Source organism: Streptomyces sp. NPDC044106 (assembly GCF_056433985.1).
Genome location: NZ_JBWKFZ010000020.1, coordinates 15,821 through 36,609 on the forward strand (window position 1 = coordinate 15,821; position 20,789 = coordinate 36,609).

General features: G+C 73.0%; 10 protein-coding genes. 5 read left to right on the forward strand and 5 right to left on the reverse strand.

Annotated features, from left to right (window positions below):
* Positions 1 to 76: 76 nt before the first annotated feature.
* On the forward strand, positions 77 to 1,003 hold the full coding sequence (locus tag AC07DI_RS30610; RefSeq protein ID WP_478907474.1) for a LysR family transcriptional regulator: 927 nt from the start codon (positions 77 to 79) through the stop codon (positions 1,001 to 1,003).
* Positions 1,004 to 1,265: 262 nt separating this feature from the next.
* Positions 1,266 to 1,895 (forward strand): alpha-ketoglutarate-dependent dioxygenase AlkB, encoded by a 630-nt coding sequence (locus AC07DI_RS30615; protein ID WP_478907476.1) that lies wholly within the window; start codon positions 1,266 to 1,268, stop codon positions 1,893 to 1,895.
* A gap of 22 nt (positions 1,896 to 1,917) precedes the next feature.
* Here AC07DI_RS30615 and AC07DI_RS30620 read toward each other — a convergent pair whose 3' ends face one another.
* Entirely contained in the window at positions 1,918 to 3,291 is a 1,374-nt protein-coding gene (locus AC07DI_RS30620) for an FAD-dependent oxidoreductase (RefSeq protein ID WP_478907478.1), read from the reverse strand.
* 455 nt (positions 3,292 to 3,746) lie between these two features.
* On the opposite strand from AC07DI_RS30620, the gene AC07DI_RS30625 reads away from it, so the two are divergent.
* The 3 genes from AC07DI_RS30625 to AC07DI_RS30635 all read left to right on the forward strand — a co-directional run bounded on the left by AC07DI_RS30625 (position 3,747) and on the right by AC07DI_RS30635 (position 7,624).
* Positions 3,747 to 5,159: a family 2B encapsulin nanocompartment shell protein gene (locus AC07DI_RS30625; protein ID WP_384254346.1), complete on the forward strand. Its 1,413-nt coding sequence runs from the start codon at positions 3,747 to 3,749 to the stop codon at positions 5,157 to 5,159.
* A gap of 107 nt (positions 5,160 to 5,266) precedes the next feature.
* Complete coding sequence (locus tag AC07DI_RS30630) at positions 5,267 to 6,709, forward strand: family 2 encapsulin nanocompartment cargo protein terpene cyclase (RefSeq protein WP_478907480.1); 1,443 nt, start codon at positions 5,267 to 5,269, stop codon at positions 6,707 to 6,709.
* A gap of 33 nt (positions 6,710 to 6,742) precedes the next feature.
* Positions 6,743 to 7,624, forward strand: coding sequence for a geranyl diphosphate 2-C-methyltransferase (locus AC07DI_RS30635; protein WP_478907482.1), 882 nt, complete (start codon positions 6,743 to 6,745; stop codon positions 7,622 to 7,624).
* Between the two features lie 47 nt (positions 7,625 to 7,671).
* On the opposite strand, the gene AC07DI_RS30640 is transcribed toward AC07DI_RS30635, so the two are convergent.
* The 4 genes from AC07DI_RS30640 to AC07DI_RS30655 are packed head-to-tail and all read right to left on the reverse strand — an operon-like array spanning position 7,672 to position 20,753.
* Positions 7,672 to 9,072, reverse strand: coding sequence for an MDR family MFS transporter (locus tag AC07DI_RS30640; protein ID WP_478907484.1), 1,401 nt, complete (start codon positions 9,070 to 9,072; stop codon positions 7,672 to 7,674).
* Entirely contained in the window at positions 9,069 to 19,040 is a 9,972-nt protein-coding gene (locus AC07DI_RS30645; protein WP_478907486.1) for an amino acid adenylation domain-containing protein, read from the reverse strand. Before AC07DI_RS30645 ends, AC07DI_RS30640 begins: the two co-directional genes overlap by 4 nt.
* 1 nt (position 19,041) lies before the next feature.
* Complete coding sequence (locus AC07DI_RS30650; protein WP_478907488.1) at positions 19,042 to 19,827, reverse strand: ABC transporter ATP-binding protein; 786 nt, start codon at positions 19,825 to 19,827, stop codon at positions 19,042 to 19,044.
* Positions 19,824 to 20,753, reverse strand: a complete 930-nt coding sequence (locus tag AC07DI_RS30655; protein WP_478907624.1) for a FecCD family ABC transporter permease — start codon at positions 20,751 to 20,753, stop codon at positions 19,824 to 19,826. Before AC07DI_RS30655 ends, AC07DI_RS30650 begins: the two co-directional genes overlap by 4 nt.
* Between the last annotated feature and the right edge of the window lie 36 nt (positions 20,754 to 20,789).

Here is a 20,789-nt window from a genome sequence, read left to right on the forward strand (position 1 = left end):
ACGACGAGCGCGCAGTCCAATGATTGTTCTGGTGCAGGTAATACAGGCTGCGTATAACGCCAGTTAGAGTGGGGTGGTGTCCGAACACTTCCCCGCACCCGTGGATCTCGATCTCCGGCTGGTGCAGTGCTTCACGGTGGTCGCCGAGTACCAGCACTTCGGCCGTGCCGCCGAGGCACTGCACACCACCCAGCCGTCGCTGAGCCGGCAGATCCGCCGCCTCGAACAGCAAGTGGGCGTCCGCCTGCTCGACCGCACCACGCGCGGCACCCGGCTGAGCGAGGCCGGCGAGGTTTTCCTGCCCGAGGCCCAGGGGCTGCTGCGCACCGCGACCGAGGCGATGGCCCGTACCCGGGCCGCGGCCCGGCCCAGCAGCATCACCATCGGCTACACCAAGGGGCTGGTCATCACAGCGGCCGTGCGGGCCCTGCGGGACCTCAATCCCGACGCCGAGGTCCACACCCGCCTGCTCGCCTGGAACGACTCGCGCGGCGCGCTGCTGGAGCACCGCGTCGACGCGGTGGTGACGCGTCTGCCGTTCCCCACCGACCGGCTGCGCGTCACCGTCCTCTACGACGAACCGCGGGTACTGGTCGTGCCCCGGGACCACCGTCTGGCCGGCAAGGAGTCGGTCACCCTCGGCGACATCGCCGACGAGCCGATCCCCCACGTACGCCAGTCCGACCCGTTGCTGAACGCCTACTGGCGGCTCGATCCCCGGCCCGACGGGCGGCCCGCGCCCGACGGCCCCCTGGTCGAGGCCCTTGAGGACAAACACGAACTCATCGCCGCCGGGCAGGCCGTGGCCATCGGGCCGCCCCTCGACCACGCGACCGGCCTGCATCCCAGCCTCACCACCGTCCCGTTGCGCGGGGTCGAACCGAGCCAGGTCGTACTCGCCACGCGCTCCGGCGACCGGGGCCGTCTGGTCACCGCTTTCCGTAAGCATGCCGAAGCCCTGCTCACCGGAACCCACCGTGTGGGACCGATCCGCACGACATGACCAGCGGCGGCTCCGCCCGCACACGCAAGCGATCATGGCCCTTGCCTGGTCTGCCGCCACAGCGTCCCGACGAGCTCGGGGACTCCGCAATGTTGATCAGATCCGCCGGGCGGCTCTTCGCCACGGCCTCCTAGCGGATCGACTGCTCGACGATCCCACGGGCCCCGGCCTGGTCGTTGCCCCTTTGACGCGTATCTCGGTCACATCCCGATCGGTCTACCCGAATTAGCTCACGCGTTCGATTAGGGCGTATGCTGAACCCATGGCCATGCACCAGCTCCAGGGATCGCTCTTCGATCAGGCCGATGAGGTACGCCTCGGACCGCTCGGCGCGATCCGCAGGACGACCCTCGGCGACGGAGCATGGATAGACCTGCTGCCGGGTTGGCTGCGGGGCGCGGACCTGCTGTTCGAGCGGCTGGCCGCGGATGTCCCCTGGAAGGCCGAACGCCGCCAGATGTACGAGAGGGTCGTCGACGTACCCCGCCTGCTCAAGTTCTACGGTGCGGGCGAACCACTCCCCCACGCCGTCCTCGACGAGGCCCGGCAAGCCCTCTACGCCCACTACGCCACCGAACTCCGCGAGCCGTTCACGACGGCGGGCCTGTGCCACTACCGCGACGGGCGCGACAGCGTGGCCTGGCACGGCGACCGCATCGGCCGGGGCGCCCGCGAGGACACGATGGTCGCGATCCTCTCCGTGGGTGCGCCCCGCGACCTGCTGCTGCGCCCGCGCCGGGGCGGCGAGACCGTCCGGCGCCCGCTCGGGCACGGCGATCTGATCGTGATGGGCGGCTCCTGCCAGCGCACCTGGGAGCACGCGATCCCCAAGTCGGCCCGTGCCACCGGCGGACGCATCAGCATCCAGTTCCGGCCGCACGGGGTGCGCTGACCGCCCGCCCGAAGGCGGGTACTCAGCGCGTGCGGCGCCCGAGGGCCCGGCGTACCACCTTGCCCAGCACCGCCGGACGGAACAGCAGCGAGGGCGGGGCCGTCATGTTGAGGACCCGTACGAACCGCGCCCAGATGTCCGGGTCGCGCACGGCGAGCGCGAAGACGTGCTGGTTGTACCAGTAGGCGAAGCGCGCGGCCGGCGGCTGCCCCGTCGGGTTCCACATGACGTCCGAGCTGGTGGCCAGGGTCCAGGGGACCTGGATGACACGGGCGGCGCCGCGCTGGTAGACGCGGCTGAGGCCGTCGAGTCCGGACGCCTCGGAGCGGCGGCGGCCCAGCAGTCGCCCGAGCAGCTCCGCCTCGAGTGCGGCGACCGTGAGCCCCTGCCCGTACACCGGATTGAACACGCAGAGCGAGTCGCCGACCGCGATGAGGCGTTCGGGCCAGCGGGTGTTCTTGTGGTGCAGGCGCCACTCGTTGCCCGGATTGGTGTAGCGGTGGATCTGCCCCTGCCGGGTGCCGCGCTCGATCTGTTCGGCGAGGCGGGGGTTGCCGAGCGTCCGGGCGAATTCGAGGTAGCCCTCGTCGTCGGTGGGCGGCACGTGCTCGTCGACGCCGAGCAGCGAGCACATCCAGCGGCCGTGCTCCACGGCCAGCACCACCCCGCCGCGCGGAACACTGGGCGCGAAGGCCATCTGGTACGCGACGTCGAAGTCCTGCCGGTCCCGCGGCGGACGTCCGTAGCAGGCAGAGGTGTAGGTGATCTTCGCCTTGACGACGGTCTTGGCGGAGAGCGGGAGGCGCGCGTCCGTGAGCCAGCGGTCGACGGAGGTGGCGCGGCCCGAGGCGTCGACGACCAGATCGGCGGCGACCTCCACGGACTCCTCGGCGTCATGGGCGCGGTAGCGGACCTGGTCCAGGCGGCCGGGGGCGCTCGCCGTCACCGTCTCGCAGCGGGTCGCCGCGAGCAGCCGCACCGCGGGGAGCGACAACACCCGCTGCCGCAGGCGCCGTTCGAGTTCGTCGCGCGTGACGGTCTGCACGGGCACGCCGACCCGGGCGGTCGGGGCGTAGCCGGTCGGCAGCAGGAAGCTGATCCGCTCCCCATAGTCGAAGACGGGTGCGCCCAGCTCCGCGAGTTCCGCCCGCAGCCCCGGGAAGAGGCGCTCCAGCGCCTCGCCGCCCCGGGCGAGCAGCGCGTGCGCGTGGTAGCCCTGCGGGACGTGGGGGTGCACCCCGGTGTCCGGGCCCACCGGGTCGTGTTCGAGGACCAGTACCTCGGTGAAGTGGTCGGCCAGGACCCGGGCGGTCACGAGCCCCGCGTACCCGCCGCCGACGACGACGGCCCGCTCCCAGCGCGCGTCGGCGGCGGAGCTGTGCTGATGGCCGGTCATGACCGCCCCGATTCCTCGTGGTTCAGCTCCCCGCTGTGCCGCACGGCACCGCGACAGCGCCCCTCGGCGGTGACGTGACGAAGCGGCTCGTCGAAGTGTGGCCCCGGGCGTGCCCCGCACGGTGGCCTTCTGTCGGGTTTGCGACACGGCGCCGCGCGGCCGTCGACGGCACATGCGAGGGGCATGAGCTGTGCACGGGCGGTTCCGGACGGCTCGGCACGGTACGGAACGCGCCGTGGAGCACGGCTGAATCCCGTCGGTACCCGCGCAAACATCGCGGATGCTCGATCATCGTATCGAGTTAATGTCGGCGGCTTCCCTTGGTCCAGGGGGCGGAGCGGCCCCTAGTGTTTCTCTGGGTCTGGACGGGTTCCCGTTCAAACGCCCCCTTTCCCTCCTGTTGCCCGGTGCGCCCGCAGGGCGCGTCGCCGCCCTGACCAAGGAGAGCCCGCTTCATGACCGTTGACTCGAGCCCGGAAGCCCGGACAGCGCCGCCCAAGCAGTCCAGCCTCGGCACGACGGCCGCCCGCAACCTCGCCACCACGACCAAGTCCGCCCCGCAGATGCAGGAGATCACCTCCCGCTGGCTGCTGCGGATGCTCCCCTGGGTCGAGACGAAGGGCGGTCATTACCGTGTGAACCGCCGGCTGACGTACACCGTCGGCGACGGGCGCGTGGAGTTCATCCAGGACGGCTCCGACGTCCGGGTGATCCCGCGCGAACTCGGCGAACTGGCCCTGCTGCGCGGCTTCGACGACGTGGAGGTGCTCACCGCCCTCGCCGACCGGTGCGAGCAGCGCGACTTCGGGGTGGGTGAGACGCTGACCGAGCGCGGCGCGCCCGCGGACCGGCTCCACCTGATCGCCCACGGACGCATCGGCCAGACCACCGCGGGCAGGTACGGCGAGGAGGTCGCCCTCGACGTACTGGCCGACGGCGACCGGTTCGGGGAGGAGGCCCTCCTCGACGAGGACGCGCGGTGGGAGCAGACCACGACCGCGGAGACATCGGGCACCCTGCTCACCCTGTCGCGTGCCGACTTCGCGTCCGTGCTCGCGTCGGCGTCGAGCCTGCGGGACCACGTCGAAGCGTTCACGTCGCGCGCGAACCGCCGACAGAACCACCGCGGCGAGGCGGAGATCGCGATGTCGGCCGGTCACACCGGCGAGCACGAACTGCCCGGCGCCTTCGTGGACTACGAGGAGAAGCCCCGCGAGTACGAGCTCTCGGTCGCGCAGACCATCCTGCGGATCCACACCCGGGTCGCCGACCTCTACAACGGCCCGATGAACCAGACCAAGGAACAACTCCGGCTCACCATCGAGGCGTTGCGTGAGCGCCAGGAGGACGAGCTCGTCAACAACCGCGAGTTCGGCCTGCTCCACAACGCCGACTTCAAGCAGCGCATCCAGCCGCACTCGGGCACGCCGACCCCGGACGACCTGGACGAACTGCTCTGCCGCCGCCGCGGGTCCAAGTTCTTCCTCGCCCACCCGAGGACGATCGCGGCGATCGGACGTGAGTTCAACGCGCGCGGCGTCTATCCGGACCACGTCGACCTCGGCGGCCAGCAGGTCCCGGCCTGGCGCGGGGTGCCGATCCTCCCCTGCAACAAGATCCCCATCACCAAGGAGAAGACCAGCTCGATCCTCTGCATGCGTACGGGCGAGGAGAACCAGGGCGTCATCGGCCTGCACCAGACCGGCCTGCCGGAGGAGTACGAGCCGGGTCTCTCCGTCCGCTTCATGGGCCTCGACGAGAAGGCGATCACGTCCTACCTCGTCACCACCTACTACTCCGCCGCCATCCTCGTACCGGACGCGGTCGGCGTCCTGGAGAACGTGCAGATCGGCCGCTGGCCGAAGTAGCGGGCCGGGCCTGCGAGGCAGGGCGCGGCGTCCCGGCTCCTCCGGGAGAGCCGCGCCCGCCCCCAGGACCCGCGAGAGCCGCCCACCCCATCTAGGAGGAGCCATGCATGCCCGCGCCTGAGCCGACACTTCCGCAGCAGAGCCCGCCGGAGGAGGCCGCCCACTTCGGGGCGCACATCCTCGCGGGCGCCGCGGCCCGTGCCTGCGACATCGGAGCCGCGACCGGCGGCCCGCCGACCGCACCCGCGGCGCTCGTGCCGCCCTCCCCGGCACCCGCCGCGCCCGGACCCGTCGCACCCGAAGAACCCGCCGCGCCCGAACCGTCCCTGTCCGAACCCGCCGCGCCCGAACCGTCCCTGTCCGAACCCGCCGCGCCCGAACCGTCGCTGCGCCTGCCCGCGGGTCCCGCGCCGGTTCTGCCCGCGCCCGCATCCGCGCCCGCAGTTGCCGAACCGTCCCTGCTCGCGTCCGGCACCGGTCTGGAACGTGTGCTGCGGGGCCCCAGCGGCCTCGGCACCACGGGGCTGCGCCTGTTCCCGCGGGAGGAACCGCCGGCGCCGTCCGAAAGCGAAGGCACCCCGATCCCGGGCCTCTACCACCACCCGGTGGCCGAGCCCGACCCGGCGCGGGTCGAGGAGGTCAGCCGCAGGATCAAGTCCTGGGCGGTGGACGAGGTCAGCCTCTTCCCCGATGACTGGGAGGAGGAGTTCGACGGGTTCTCCGTGGGGCGCTACATGGTCGGCTGCCATCCGGACGCCCCCACCATCGACCATCTGATGATCGCCACCCGCCTGATGGTCGCTGAGAACGCGGTGGACGACTGCTATTGCGAGGACCACGGCGGCTCCCCCATCGGCCTCGGCGAACGCCTGCTCCTCGCGCACACCGCCCTCGATCCCCTGCACACGACACGGGAGTACCAGCCGCAGTGGGCGAAGTCGCTCCACGCGGACGCGCCCCGGCGCGCCTACCGCTCCGCCATGGAGTACTTCCTGCGGACGGCCAGCGACTCCCAGGCCGACCGGTTCCGGCACGACATGGCCCGGCTGCACCTGGGATACCTCGCCGAAGCCGCCTGGGCCCAGCAGGACCAGGTGCCCGAGGTGTGGGAGTACCTGGCGATGCGCCAGTTCAACAACTTCCGCCCCTGCCCCACCATCACCGACACCGTCGGCGGCTACGAACTGCCGGCGGACCTGCACGCGCAGGCCGCCACGCAGCGGGTCATCGCGCTTGCGGGCAACGCGACGACCATCGTGAATGACCTCTACTCCTACACCAAGGAACTCGCCGCTCCCGGCCGGCACCTGAACCTGCCCGTCGTGATCGCCGAACGTGAGAGCCTCTCCGAACGGGACGCCTACCTGAAGTCGGTCGAGGTCCACAACGACCTCATGCACGACTTCGAGAGCGAGGCCGCGGCCCTCGCCGCCGCCTGCCCCGTCCCCAGTGTGCAGCGCTTCCTGCGGGGCGTGGCCGCGTGGGTCGACGGCAACCACTACTGGCACATGACCAACACCTATCGCTACAGCCTGCCCGACTTCTGGTAAGAGACCCTCAGGGCAAGAGAAATGGACTCATCTGTGACCAGCACCGAACTCACCGCCCCCGCCACCCCGCTGCGCATCCCCGGCCCGTCGACGCCCTATCAGGGGGACATCGCGCGCTACTGGGACGGCGAGGCCAGGCCCGTGAACCTGCGCCTCGGCGATGTCGACGGTCTGTACCACCACCACTACGGCATCGGTGACGTCGACCGGTCCGCGCTCGGCGACCCCGGCGACAGCGAGAGCGAGAAGAAGCTGATCGCCGAGCTCCACCGCCTCGAGTCGGCGCAGGCCGAATACCTCCTGGGGTATCTCGGTGACGTCGGCCGGGACGACACCGTGGTGGACGCGGGCTGCGGCCGCGGCGGCTCGATGGTGATGGCACACCAGCGCTTCGGATGCCGGGTCGAGGGGCTCACGCTCTCGGCGAAGCAGGCCGACTTCGCCAACGGCCGGGCCCGCGAGCTGCGCATCCAGGACCATGTCCGGGCCCGCGTCTGCAACATGCTCGCCATGCCCTTCGAGAACGGGCAGGCCACGGCCTCGTGGAACAACGAGTCGAGCATGTACGTCGACCTCGGTGACCTGTTCGCCGAGCACTCCCGCGTCCTCAAGGTCGGCGGCCGCTACGTGACCATCACGGGCTGCTGGAACCCGCGGTACGGCCAGCCCTCGAAGTGGGTCTCCCAGATCAACGCGCACTTCGAGTGCAACATCCACTCCCGCCGCGAGTACCTGCGCGCCATGGCCGACAACCGTCTCGTGCCGCAGGCCGTCGTCGACCTCACCCCCGACACCCTGCCCTACTGGGAGCTGCGGGCGACGTCGTCGCTGGTGACGGGGATCGAGGACGCGTTCATCAACTCCTACCGGGACGGGTCCTTCCAGTACCTGCTGATCGCGGCCGACCGCGTCTGACCCTCGGTGGGGCGGGGAGGGTGCCCGTCACGTGCGGGCCCCCTCCCCTACGGCTTCCCGGCCCGGGTACGAGGCAGCCGCGTCGCCCCCGCCGCCGCGAGCAGACAGCAGCCAAGGACCCACCAGAAGGTGTCGGCGAACGCCGCGGGGACGTCGGTGCCCCGGTCCGAGAACCGGTCCTGAAGGACCACCGCGAGGGCCGCCGTGCCGACCGAACCACCCACGGTGTTCAGCAGGTTGAGCGCTCCCGACGCGCGCGGCAGGTGTTCGGGCTCGATGCGGCTGTAGACGATGTTCATCACGGGCGCCCCGATCATGGCCATCCCGAAGCCGCGCACCGCGAGCGCCGTGATGAGCACGGCGTCCGGCGGCGCGTGGTCGAGCTGGGTGAACGGGGCCGTACCGGCGAGGATCAGCACGATGCCGGTCACCACCAGGCTCCGTGGCGCGACCTTGTCGATGGTGCGGCTGACCAGGACCGATCCGGCGGCGGCGCCCAGGCCTTGGGGCGCGAGCAGCAGTCCGGCCTGCCACGCCGAGAGACCGCGCCCGCTCTGGAAGTACAGCGGCAGCAGGAACGTCGTGCCGAAGACCGACGCGCCGAGGACCAGCAGCGCGAGGGCGGCGGCCCCGAACGGCGGCCGCGTGAACAGCCGGGGGTCGACCAGCGGGGTGCCGCGGGTCCGCAGCCCGTGCACCGTAAAACCGGCCAGCATCGCGAGGCCCGCCGTCACACCGGTCGCGGCGGGCACGTCGCGGCCGTGGGCGACCTCGGTAAGCCCGTAGACCAGCACGGCGAGGCCGGGCGAGAGCAGCGCGGCTCCTCGCAGGTCGAAGGCCGTACGCCGGGTCGACGGCGGTACGTCGGGCACGTGGCGGCGGGCGAGCAGGACCGCGACGGCGCCGATCGGCAGGTTGACCAGGAACAGCCAGGGCCAGGACGCCACGCTGAGGAGCGAGCCGCCGACGAGCGGGCCGAAGACGGGTGAGAGCAGCGGCACAACGGCGACGACGCTGATCACCCGGCCGGTGCGGTCGCGGCCCGCGATGCGGGCGAGGAGTGCCTGTCCGGTCGCGGGCAGGAGGCCGCCGCCGAGGCCCTGGACCACCCGGAACGCGATGAGGCTCGGCGCCGACCGGGCCAGCGCGCACAGCACCGAGCCGAGCAGGAACACTCCCACGGCGGCGAGCCAGACCCGACGGCCCCCGAACCGGTCGGCGAGCCAGCCGGAGGCGGGCACCGCGGCGACGACGGCAAGCAGGTAGGCGGTGCTGACCCACTGGATGTCGGCGACGGAGGCGTCGAACTCCTCGGTCAGGCTGTCGATCCCGACGCTGACGATGGTGGCGTCCAGCGTGGCCATGAACGTGCCGAGCACCAGGATGAACGCGATCCGCAGGAGTGGCCCGTCCACCCGCTCGGCGGGTGGCGCGACGTCGCCGGTCATCGGTCCTCCAGGAGGCCGCGGACATCGGCGTCGAGGTGCCGGTCCAACGTACGGAGCAGGCCGAGCAGTTCGTCGGCGAGCCCGTCGATGTCGACACCTGCCCGGTGGGCGAGCACGCCGGTCCATCCTTCGCCCTCGGGCATGACCGTCAGGGTCACCGGGTGGTGGGTGGCCTCGCGGAAGCGGGTGGCGACGACCGTGAGCCCGGGGGCGGGTTCGCGCAGGCGGTCCGGGTCGACCGGGTAGTTCTCGAACACCACGAGGCTGTCGAAGAGCCGGTGGCGCCCGGTCAGGCGTTCCAGGTCGGTGAGGGCGACGTGGTGGTGTTCGGCCAGGGCGCGTTGCCGGTACTGGAGGTCGGTGAGCGTGTCCGCGAGCGTGCCGTCGAGCCGTGCCCGTACCGGCACGGTGTTGGCGAGCAGACCGACGATCTCCTCGACGCCCTCGAGCTCCGGGGGCCGGCAGGCGACCATGGCGCCGAAGCACACGTCGGTGCGGCCCGAGCGCCGTGCGAGCAGCACCGACCAGGCGCCCTGCACCAGCGTGTTGCGGGTCAGTCCGCGCCGCGCGGCGAGCTCTCCGAGGCCTGCCACCAGGGCCGCGTCGAACGTGATGAGCGTGGGCTCCTGCCAGGCCGGTCCTGGCTGCCCTGCGCCCAGGTAGTCGCCCTCGGGCAGGCCGTCCAGTTCGGCGGCCCACAGGCCGAGGTCGGGTTCGTTCTCGGCGCGCCAGCGCAGATAGTCGCCGAACGGCACGGGGGCGGGCAGGTCGGCGGCCGTACCGCGGGTGCGGGCCGTGTAGAGGTCGAACAGCTCGGTGAGGATGCGCGGGGCCGACCAGCCGTCGGACAGCACATGATGGCTGGTCATGACCAGATGGGAGAGGTCGGCGCCGTCCCGGATCACGGTCAGGCGCAAAAGGGGGCCGCGGGCGAGGTCGAAGGGCTCGGCGAGGTCGGCCGCGAGGACCTTTTCGGCCGGTCCTTCGACCACGCGGAAGTCCGGGACCGGCGACTTGGGGATCACCGCGAGGTCGGCGGGGAACACGGCGCCCAGGTTTGGGTGACGGGCCATCAGGTCGGCTCCCGCGCCGCGCAGGGCCTCGGTGTCGAGCGGTCCCGCGAGGGAGAACGCCGACTGCACGGTGTACGGGTCGGGGCGCTCGGTGCGTGCGTGCCGGAGCATCACTTCCTGGAGCGGGGTGAGCGGCTCCATCCCGGCGATCGGCCGGTCGTGGTCGAGGGCGCTGATCTCCGGTGCGACGGCGAGGTCGAGGAGCGCGGCCCGCATGCAGCCGGCCAGGTCCGCCACCTCGGCGGCGGTGAACAGCTCGGCGGGCCAGGTGATGCGGATGCCGAGCGCGTCGTCGCGTACCAGCGCGTTGACCATGAGGCTGTGCGGCAGGGGCAGTTCGTCGCCGCCGCCGGAGCCGAGCGGGTCGGCGTCGGGGGCGGGCTGCCACGGCGTCTCCCGCGTGGGGGCGCCGGGGAACTGTCCGAGGTAGTTCCAGGCGACCTCCGGCTCCACGTGGTCCAGGAGGCCCGCCGAGGTGAGGATGCCGTGACCGAGGGCGTCGCCCTGGGCGCGCAGCCGCTCCCTGACGGCTCGTATGTCGTCGTCGGCGTGCAGCCGTACGGGGTGGACTGCGGTGAACCAGCCGACGGTCTGGGAGAGGTCGACCTGCCGCGGGCGGCCGTGGCTCTCCAGGGCGACCAGCACCTGGGGCGTGCCGCGCCAGGCCCGTACCGCCCGGGCGAGCGCCGTGAGCAGCACCGCGTCGGGCGTGCTGCGGTGGGCGGCGGGCAGGGTGGTGATCAGGGCGCGGGTCGCTTCGGCGTCGAGCCGGAGTTCGTGGTGGCGTGCCGTGGCGACGGTGTCCCTGGCGGGGTCGAGCGGGCGTCCTGCGAGCGCCGGGGTGGCGGTCATCCGCTGCCAGTGCGGCAGTTCGCTCCGCCGGTCGGCATCGCGCAGCGAACGCGCCCAGCCGAGGAACGACTCTCCGTGGCGGACCGGGGAGCCGCCGGAGTACGCGTGCTCCAGGTCGTCGAGGAGGATGCGCCAGGAGACGCCGTCGACGACGAGGTGGTGTGCGATCAGGGCGAGCCTGCCGGGCCGGTCGGGTCCGGCGTCCATCCAGACGGCGCGCAGGAGTGGGCCGGTGCGCGGGTCCATCGACGCGCGGGCCGCGGCGATGTGCGAGTCGAGCAGCGTACGCGGGTCGTCCGTGGCGGGTACGCGGGTCAGGATCTCGGCGCCGGTCACCGCGCCGACCTGGGGGATGTGCAGCGCGTCGGCGCTCAGGCGGGCGCGCAGGACGTCGTGCCGGGCCAGGAGCGCGTCGAGCGCGGTCCGCCAGGTGGCCTCGTCGCCGCCCGGCGGGACGCAGATCTCCATCCACTGGCAGAAGGTGTCGGCTGCGGTGCCCGCGCGGCGCAGCAGGTCTCGCATGACTGGGGTCAGCGGGGCGTCGCCGGTCGCTGGCGCCTCGCCGGTGTCCAGGGCGCGGGCGCGCGCCGCGATACCGGCGACCGTCGCCCCCTCGAACACGTCCCGTGCGGTCAGGCCGAGCCCTTGGCGCCGGGCCCGCGAGACGACCTGGAGCGAGACGATGCTGTCGCCGCCGATGGCGAAGAAGTCGTCGTCGGGGCCGATGGCGTCGGTGCCGAGGACGTCGCGCAGGACGCCGAGCAGCACCGCCTCGGCGTCGGACACGGGCGCGCGGAGCGCCGTGGTCACGGTCTCGGGAGCGGGCAGCGCGGTGGGGTCGAGCTTGCCGCTGGGGCTGAGCGGCAGCCGGTCGATCGGTACGAGGACCGTCGGGACCATGTGGTCGGGGAGTTCCCCGGCCAGGAACTCGCGCAGCCGCGCGGTGTCCAGGTCGGCGTCGTCGGTCGGGATGACGTAACCGATGAGCCGCCCGTCGCGCACGATCACGGCGCAGGCCCGTACGTCGGGGTGGCCGGTCAGCGTGGACTCGATCTCGCCCAGTTCGACGCGGAAGCCACGGATCTTGACCTGGTGGTCGACGCGGCCGAGGAACACCAGCTGTCCGTCGGGCCGCCACCGCACCAGGTCGCCGGTGCGGTACATCCGCTCCCCGGGCGGTCCGAACGGGTCGGCGACGAACCGCTCGGACGTCAGTCCGGGCCGCCCGAGGTAGCCGCGGGCGACGCTGGGCCCGCCGAGGTACAGCTCACCGCTCACACCGACGCCGGCCGGCTGGAGTCCGCCGTCGAGGACGTAGGCGCGGACGTTGGGGTCAGGGCGGCCGATGGGCAGCGGGCCCTCGTCGTCCGGGTCGTACTGCCAGGTCACGGCGTTGATGGTGACCTCGGTCGGGCCGTACGCGTTGAAGAGCGCCCGGCGGCCTCGGCCCCAGCGGCGCGCCAGTTCGGGGTCGAGCCGTTCGGCGCCGACGACGAAGAGCACGTCGGGGTCCACGGTGCGGTCGTCGGGCATCGCGGCCAGGAACGACGGCAGCAGGTTCACTCCGGTCACCCGGTGTTCGACGATGTAGTCGAGAAGTTCGTCGCCGGGGACGCGCACCTCCTCGGGCGCGATGACGGATGTGCCGCCGGACAGCAGCGGCACCATGGTCTGCCAGAACGCGACGTCGAAGCCGGTCGACGCGAAGTGCAGGTACCGGTCGTGCTCGGTGACGCCGATGACCTCCTCCTGGAGGGCGATCAGGTCGGGCACGCCCCGGTGGGTCACCCCGACGCCCTTGGGGCGCCCTGTGGTGCCGGAGGTGTAGATGACGTACGCGAGGGCGTCGTCGGTGAGCCGCGCGCGGGCGTCGGCCGGGTCGGTGTCCGGGGCGGACGCGAGCGTGGCCGGATCGTCGAGGCGCAGGACCGGGATGTCGCGTGCGACGGGCGGTTCGGCGCCGGTCGAGACGACGGCGGCCGGGCCGATGTCGTCGAACATGTACGCGAGCCGTTCCCGGGGGTAGCTCGCGTCCATCGGCACGTAGACGGCGCCCGCCTTGGCCACGCCGAACAGCGCGACGGTCATGTCGATGTCGCGTCCGAGCAGGACCGCGACCGGGTCCTGCGGGCGTACCCCGCGCGCGATGAGGGCGTGGGCGAGCCGGTTGGCCGCGCGGTCCAACTCCGCGTAGCTGAGGCTGCGTTCGCGGCAGAGCAGGGCCTCGGCGCCGGGCTTGCGCCCGACCCAGGCGGCGAACTCCTCCAGCCAGTGGCCGCGGGTCCTGGCGGGTACGATCCCGGTGCCGGTGCGCAGGATCCGCTCCCGCTCGTCGGGGTCGAGCGCGGGCAGCCCGAGCGCGGGGCGTGCGGGGTCGTCGACCATCTCCTTGAGGAGGTTGTGCAGCCAGCGCCCGTAGTCGCGTACGGCGCTCTCGTCGAAGGCGTGCGGCTGGTAGCCGAGGCCGATGGTGATCTCGTCGTCGGGGATCACGATGACGGTCAGCGCGTAGTGCGTGGCGTCCGTGATGTCCACGCCCGCGAGGTCGAGGCCGGGGGCGAGCGGGGTGCGCTCCCTACTGGACAGCGGGAAGTTCTCCATGACCAGCATCGTGTCGAACAGTTCACCGACGCCCACCACCCGCTGGATCTCGGGCAGTCCGACGTAGTGGTGCTCGGCCAGCGCGACGCTCTCGGCGTGCACCTGGGCCAGGAGGTCCCGGGCGCTCTGGTCCTGGGTGTGCCGGACGCGGACGGGAATGGTGGTGCCGAGCTGGCCGATCATCGACTCCACGCCGTCGACCTCGGCGGGCCGCCCGGACACCGGGCAGCCGAAGACGACGTCGCGGCGCCCGGTGAGCTTGCCGAGGAGCAGGCCCCACGCGGTCTGCAGCACGGTGGTCAGGGTGACGCCCTGCTCGCGGGCGAACGTGCGCAGTCGGTCGCTGAACTCGCGGCCCAGGGCGACGGTTTCGCGGCCGGGCCGCTCGACGCCGGTCCCGGCGCTCGCGGGCGCGAGGCGCGTCGCGTCGTCGACACCGGCCAGCGCGTCCCGCCACGCGGTGCGGGACGCCTCGCGGTCGCGGCCCGCCAGCCAACGGAAGTACTCCGAGAGGGGCGGGGCGGCGGGCACGGCGGGGCCGCCGCCGAGCTCGGCGTAGAGGGCGAGGAGGGTGCGGCCGACCAGCGGCATCGACCAGCCGTCGAGCAGCGCGTGATGGTTGGTGATCACCAGCTTGTGCTCGGCGGGCCCGACGCGGGACAGCAGGAAGCGGATCAGCGGCGGCCGTGCCGGGTCGAAGGGGCGCTCCAGGTCGGCGCGGGCGGCCTCGGGGAACCGGTCGTCCTGTCGCCAGTCCAGGGTTACGTCGGCGGGGATCACCTGCACCACGTCGTCCCCGGCCGTGCCGAGGTGGACGCGCAACGACGGGTGGCGGCGCAGGAGTTCGCGGGCGGCCTCGGCCATGCGTTCCGGCACCAGGTCGCCGACCAGCGTGGTCACGGCCTGTACGACGTAGACGTCGGCGTCGTGGTCGTCGCGGATCAGGGTGTGGAACGAGAGCCCGACCTGAAGGGGTGTGGCGGGCAGCACGTCGGCGATGCGGCCGGTGCGTTCGAGGGCGTCGACGGCGGCCTGGTCGAGGTCGACGAGGGGCAGGTCTGAGGGGGTGAGCCCGCCGGAGGTGTGCCGCGCGTGCCCGGCCAGCGCGTCAAGCGCCGCCGCCCAGGCGCTCTGCAGCTCCTGCACCACGTCCGCGCCCAGCACCTCGGTCGCGGCCGTCCACTCGACGGCGAGCCGGGGCTCTTCCCCCTCGTGGACGAAGCAGTTGAGGGCGAGGACCTGCTCAAGTGCCTTGGTTCCTGGCTCGGTCACCGAGAACGCGTCGTGCTCCGGCAGGCGCCAGCCGGTTCCGGGCAGCGGGGCGAACCGGCCCAGGTAGTTCAGCAGGACGTCCGGCGGCGGAACGGCCGCGAACTCGGCGCGGGACGCCGGGTCGAGGTGGCGCAGGACCCCGTAGCCGACGCCGTTGTCGGGGACGCCGCGCCTGGCCTCCTTGGCCGCGCGCAGCGTGCGCCCGACGTCGCCCGCCATGGGGACGCGGACCGGGTACTCGCTGGTGAACCAGCCGACCGTACGGGAGAGGTCGAGGTGTTCGCGGCCGTGGCCCTCCATCGAGACCGTCACCGCGTCGCCGGACAGGCCCCACTCGCGCAGGGTGAGCACCAGGGCGGCGAGGAGGATCTCGTCGACACCGGCCCGGTAGGCGGCGGGCAGCGTGGTCAGCAGCGCCTCGGTCGTCTCGGGCGAGGCCACGGTGACCGACCGGTGGGCGGTCGACACGGTGTCCCGGGCGGGGTCGAGGGGGCGGGCGCCGAGCCGGGAGGCGGAGGCGAGCGCGGTCCGCCAGTGGTCGAGTTCGCCGCGTCGCGCGCCGGTCGTGCCCTGTTCGGCGAGGAGCAGGGCGTGCCGCCGCCACGACGACCCGCCTGGCTGCGGCGCGCCGCCGGTGCAGGCCGCGTGGAGGTCGGGAAGGAGGATGCGCCAGGACACGCCGTCCATGGCGAGGTGGTGGACGACGACGACCAGGCGGTCCGACGTGCCGTCGCCGGTGCGGAGCAGGGCGGCGCGCACCACGTCGCCCGCGTGCGGGTCGAGTTGACCGGCGAGGCGTTCGGCCAGGGTGGTCACGTCCTCGCCGTGGACCTCGTCGACTACGGCGCGCACGGCGCCGCGGGGCAGTACCTCCAGGCCGTCGGCCGCGCGCAGGCGCAACGCGTCGTGGTGGTCGAGCACGGTCTGCATGCCCACGGCCAGGTCGGCGCGGGTGAGTTCGTCGACGTGCAGGGCGGTCCACTGCGCGTATGCGGCGATGGCGGCCACATCCGGGTGCGGGTCGAGCAGGGCGCGCACGATGGGCGGCGCGGGCACGGGCCCGGTCGGCTCGTCCACCGGTTCGGCGGCGTCCTCGACCAGGGTGGCGGAGGCGGCGAGGGCGGCGAAGCTGCGGCGGGCGAGGAGGTCGCGGGGGCGCAGTTCGAGGCCCTCGGCGCGCAGTCTGCTGCTGAGGGTGATGGCGGTGATGCTGTCGCCGCCGAGGGCGTAGAAGTCGTCGTCGACGCCGACCCGTTCGACGTCGAGGACGTCGGCGAGGACGGCGCACAGCAGCCGCTCCCGTTCGGTGCTCGGCGCCCGTCCGCCGCCGGTGGCCGTGGGGGCGGGCAGGGCGGCGCGGTCGAGCTTGCCGTTGGGCGTGAGGGGGAGTTCGTCGAGGACGACGACGGCCGCGGGCACCAGGTGGTCGGGCAGCCGGCCTGCGAGGTGGGCGCGCACCTCGTCACCGGTGACCTCGGTGGACACGACGTAGCCGATCAGCCGGGAGGAGCGCACCGTGGCGGCCGCCGCGGTGACACCGGGGACCGCGCCGAGCACGGCCTCGACCTCGCCGGTCTCCACCCGGTGGCCGCGGATCTTGACCTGTCCGTCACCCCGGCCCAGGTACTGAAGGCCCCGGCCCGGCACCCAGCGGGCCAGGTCCCCGGTGCGGTACATGCGCTCGCCCGGCGCGCCGAAGGGGTCGGCGACGAACCGTTCGGCGCTCGCGCCCGGCCTGCCGAGGTAGCCGCGGGCCAGGTGCGGTCCCGCCAGGTACAGCTCGCCCGTCCGGCCGTGCGGCACCGGCTGGAGCGCGCAGTCCAGGACGTGGACGCGGGTGCCCGCGAGGGGGTGGCCGATCGTCGGCTCGTCGCCGTCGACGCGGGCGGTGGTGGCGTCCACGGTGGCCTCGGTGGGGCCGTAGATGTTGCGGGCGGTGATCCCGGACTCGCGGATGCGCCGCCACAGCGCGGGCGGTGTCGCTTCGCCGCCGAGGACGAGCAGTGTCGGACGGTGGTCGAGGAGGCCGCCGTCGATCAGTGGCGCGGCCATCGACGGGGTGGTGTCGACGATGTCGATGCCGTCGCGGGCGTACGCGGTGAGCAGGGCGTCGGCGTCGCGGACGGTCTCGGCGTCGTAGACGTGCAGTTCGTGCCCGCACAGCAGCCACACCAGGTGGTCGAGGGCGGAGTCGAAGGCGAACGAGTAGGTGTGCGCGGCGCGCAGGCGTCTGCCCGCCGCGCGTTCGGCCTCGGCGACGACCGTGGAGCGCTGGTGGTGCAGGAGCGACGCCAGGCCGCCGACACGGCCGAGTACGCCCTTGGGGCGGCCGGTCGACCCGGAGGTGTGGATCACGTAGGCGAGATGTTCGGGGTGGCGTGGCGCGGCCAGTTCGCCGGTGGTCAGTGGCGCGCCGGACAGCGCGACGGCCTCACCGAGCAGGGTCTGCCAGGGCAGCCCCTCGACCGCGTCGGTGGCGGTCAGGACCAGTGCGGGGCGGGTGTCGTCGAGCAGGTCGTGCAGCCGCTCGGGCGGGTGGGCGGTGTCCAGGGGCAGGAAGGCGGCGCCCGCGTCGAGGACGGCGAGGAGGGCCACGACGGAGTCGGCGGAGCGCGGCAGCGCGAGGGCCACCACGTCGTCGGGGCCGATCCCGCGCGCCCTGAGCGCGCGGGCGGCCCGGTGCACGCGGTCGGCCAGTCCGGCCGCGGTCAGCCGGTCGTCGCCGCAGACCAGGGCCGTGCTTGAAGGGTCTGCGGCGGCCATCGCGGCGAACGTGGACGGCACGTCGAGCGGGGTGCCGGGCAGGGCGGGCGGGCACCGGTCCGCGAGGATCCTGTCCGCGTCGTCGGTCAAGGGGATCCGCCCGACGGGCAGGCCGTCGACCAGTCCCGAGAGCAGGGCCTTGAGACCCGACAGCAGGCCGTCGACCGAGGCCTGGTCGTTGGTCCGTGCGTCGACCTCGAAGCCGAGCAGCAGTCCGCCGTCGCGGGCGGGAAGGACGCTGAGGCCCATGTCCTCCGGCGGGCCGCCCGCGACGTTGCGCATGACGCCGCAGGACTCGGCGAAGTCGAGCGCCAGGTCGAAGGCCTTGAGGTTGATGCCGCGGCCGTGCAGCAGCGCGCCCGCGCCGGGCGCGCCGAGGTCGCGGGGCAGGTCCTCGCCCCGGTAGCGCTGGTGGTCGCGCATCTCCTTCATCGCGGTGGCGACGCGACGGCTCAACTCGCCGAGCCCGTCGCCGGGTCGGACGCTCACGCGCATCGGCAACACGTTGACCGCCATGGCGGGGGTGCGCAGTTCGACGGAGCCGGCGCGGCACATCAGCGGCAGCGCGAAGACGACGTCGGTGCGGCCCTCCATGCGGTGCAGGAAGGCGGCGTAGACCGCGATCAGCGCCTCGCCCCAGGTGACGCCCCGCTCGTCGGCGAAGGCGCGCAGCCGGGCCGTCTCCTCGGCGGACAGGGCGGCGCGGGCGGTCAGGGTGGCGTCGGGGGCGCCGGCGGCGGCGTCGCTTTCGCCGAGGTCGGGCAGCGGGGTGAACCGCTCGACCCAGTACGCGCGGTCCTCGGTGAACTTCTCGCTCTCCCGGTAGGCGCGGTCGGCGGCGACGAAGTCGGCGAAGCCGCCGAAGGCCGACTTGCGCGGCTCGGTGCCCCGTACGAGGGCGGTGTAGCGGGCGGCGGTGCGGCGGGCGAGCATCGCGGCGGTGTAGCCGTCGAAGACGAGGTGGTGGCCGAGCTGGGTGTACCAGACCTCGCGGTCGGAGAGGCGGATGACGGTCCGTGCGTACAGCGGCCGGTCCACCATCCCCCGGCACTCCGCGCCCACCCGCGCCCGCTCCGCCCCGACGAGCGCGTGCGCCGCCTCCACGGGGTCGGCCGCGTCGCTGACGTCGGCCACTCGGGGCGGCGGGACCGGCTCCTGAGTGATCCGCTGGCGCGGGCCCCGCGGGGTGTCGTACACCCGCAGCCGCAGTGTCTCGGCCTCCTCGGTGGTGGCCCGGACCGCTTCGACGAGCGCGTCGATGTCGACGGGGGCGCCGCCGGATATCTCCACCACGTCGCCGACGACGTAGTAGGGCGAGTCGGGCTCCAGGCGCTGGGCGTTCCAGATGCCCCTTTGGGCGCCGGTCAGGGGGAGCAGGCCGTCAGAGGAGACGCTCGTGGTGCTCAACTCATGCTCCTTGCAATGTGGGGACGACCATCGGCGTATCGGTCACCGGGTCGGGGACGATGACGCTCGGCAGGTCGAAGACGTCCTTGATGAGCGCGGCGTCGACGATGTCGACGGGGTCGCCCTCGGCGGCGACACGGCCGTCCTTCATGGCGACGAGGTGGTCGGCGAAGCGGCACGCCTGGTTGATGTCGTGCAGGACGGCGATGACCGTGCGCCCACGGTCACGCAACCCGGCGAGCAGACCGAGCAGTTGGTACTGGTGGGTGATGTCCAGGAAGGACGTCGGTTCGTCGAGCAGCAGGCAGGGCGTCTCCTGGGCGAGCACCATGGCCATCCAGACCCGCTGCCGCTGCCCGCCGGACAGTTCTTGCACGGGCCGGTCGGCGAGGTCGCTGACGCCCGCGGCGGCCATCGCCCCGGTGACGGCCCGCTCGTCGTCCGCCGACCAGAGCGCGAGGAGTGACTGGTAGGGGAACCGTCCCCGGCCCACCAGTTGGCGGACCTTGATGTCGTCGGGGGCCTGCGGGTCCTGCGGCAGGAAGCCGAGCTGCTTGGCTAGGGCCTTGGCCGGGTAGTCGCCGACCGCCCGGCCGTCGAGTTCGACGTGTCCGCTCTCGGGGCGCAGCAGCCGCACGAAGGACCTCAACAGGGTTGATTTTCCACAGCCGTTGGGGCCCACGATGGCGGTGAACGCGCCGTCGGGGACGTCGAGGCTCAGCCGGGTGGACACCACGCGGTCTCCGTAGCGCAGGGTGATGTCCCGCGCGGTCAGGCGTGCGGTCACGCGCGCCTCACCTCCTTGGTCAGCAGCCAGATCAGGTAGCAGCCGCCGATCGCGGTGCTCACCACGCCGACGGGCAGCGCGACGGGCGCGAGCAGCATCTGGGCGATGAGGTCGGCGCCCAGGAGGAGCACCGACCCGGTGAGGGCGGCCGGGAGCAGCGGGACACCGGCCGCGCCGGCGAGCCTGCGGCCGATCTGCGGGGCGGCGAGCGCGATGAACGCGATGGGCCCGGCGACCGCGGTCACCGTGGCCGTGCAACCGACGCCGACCAGGACCATGACGAGCCGCAGCCGGTCGAGGTGGACGCCGGTGGTCGCCACGACGGCGTCGCCGAGCGAGGCCTGGTGCATGGCGTGTGCCCGTGTGGCCATCAGGGCGAGCAGCACAGCGATCACCGTGAACGGGATGCCCAGGTCGTCCCAGCCGACGCCGTTGAGTGAGCCCGCGCTCCAGCCGACCGCGGCGATCGCCACCTCCAGGTCGGCGCGGAGCACGATCCACGAGTTGACCGCGGTCACCATCGCGTTGACGGCGATGCCGATGACGACGAGGCGCAGTCCGGAGAAGCCCCGGTCGAACGAGAGCAGGTAGATGGCGGCCGCGACGACGAGCCCGCCGAGCACCGAGCCGACGGCGAGTTGGGCGGAGGTGCCCGAGAGGACGGTGATGGCGACCAGGGCGCCGGTGTAGGCGCCCGCGTCGAGGCCGATGACGTCGGGGCTGCCCATCGGGTTGCGGGTGAGGTTCTGGAAGAGGGCGCCGGCCACGCCGAGCGCGGCACCGAAGACCAGTCCGGCGAGCACCCGCGGCAGCCGCCAGTCGGAGATGACGACGGAGGGTTCGGTGCCGGTGAGGGCGTCGAACACCTCGTCGGGGGTGGACCAGGACGCGCCGTAGCAGAGCCCGGTCAGGCCCAGGGCGAGCATCAGGGCGGCCAGCACGGCGGCGAGGACGACCGTGCG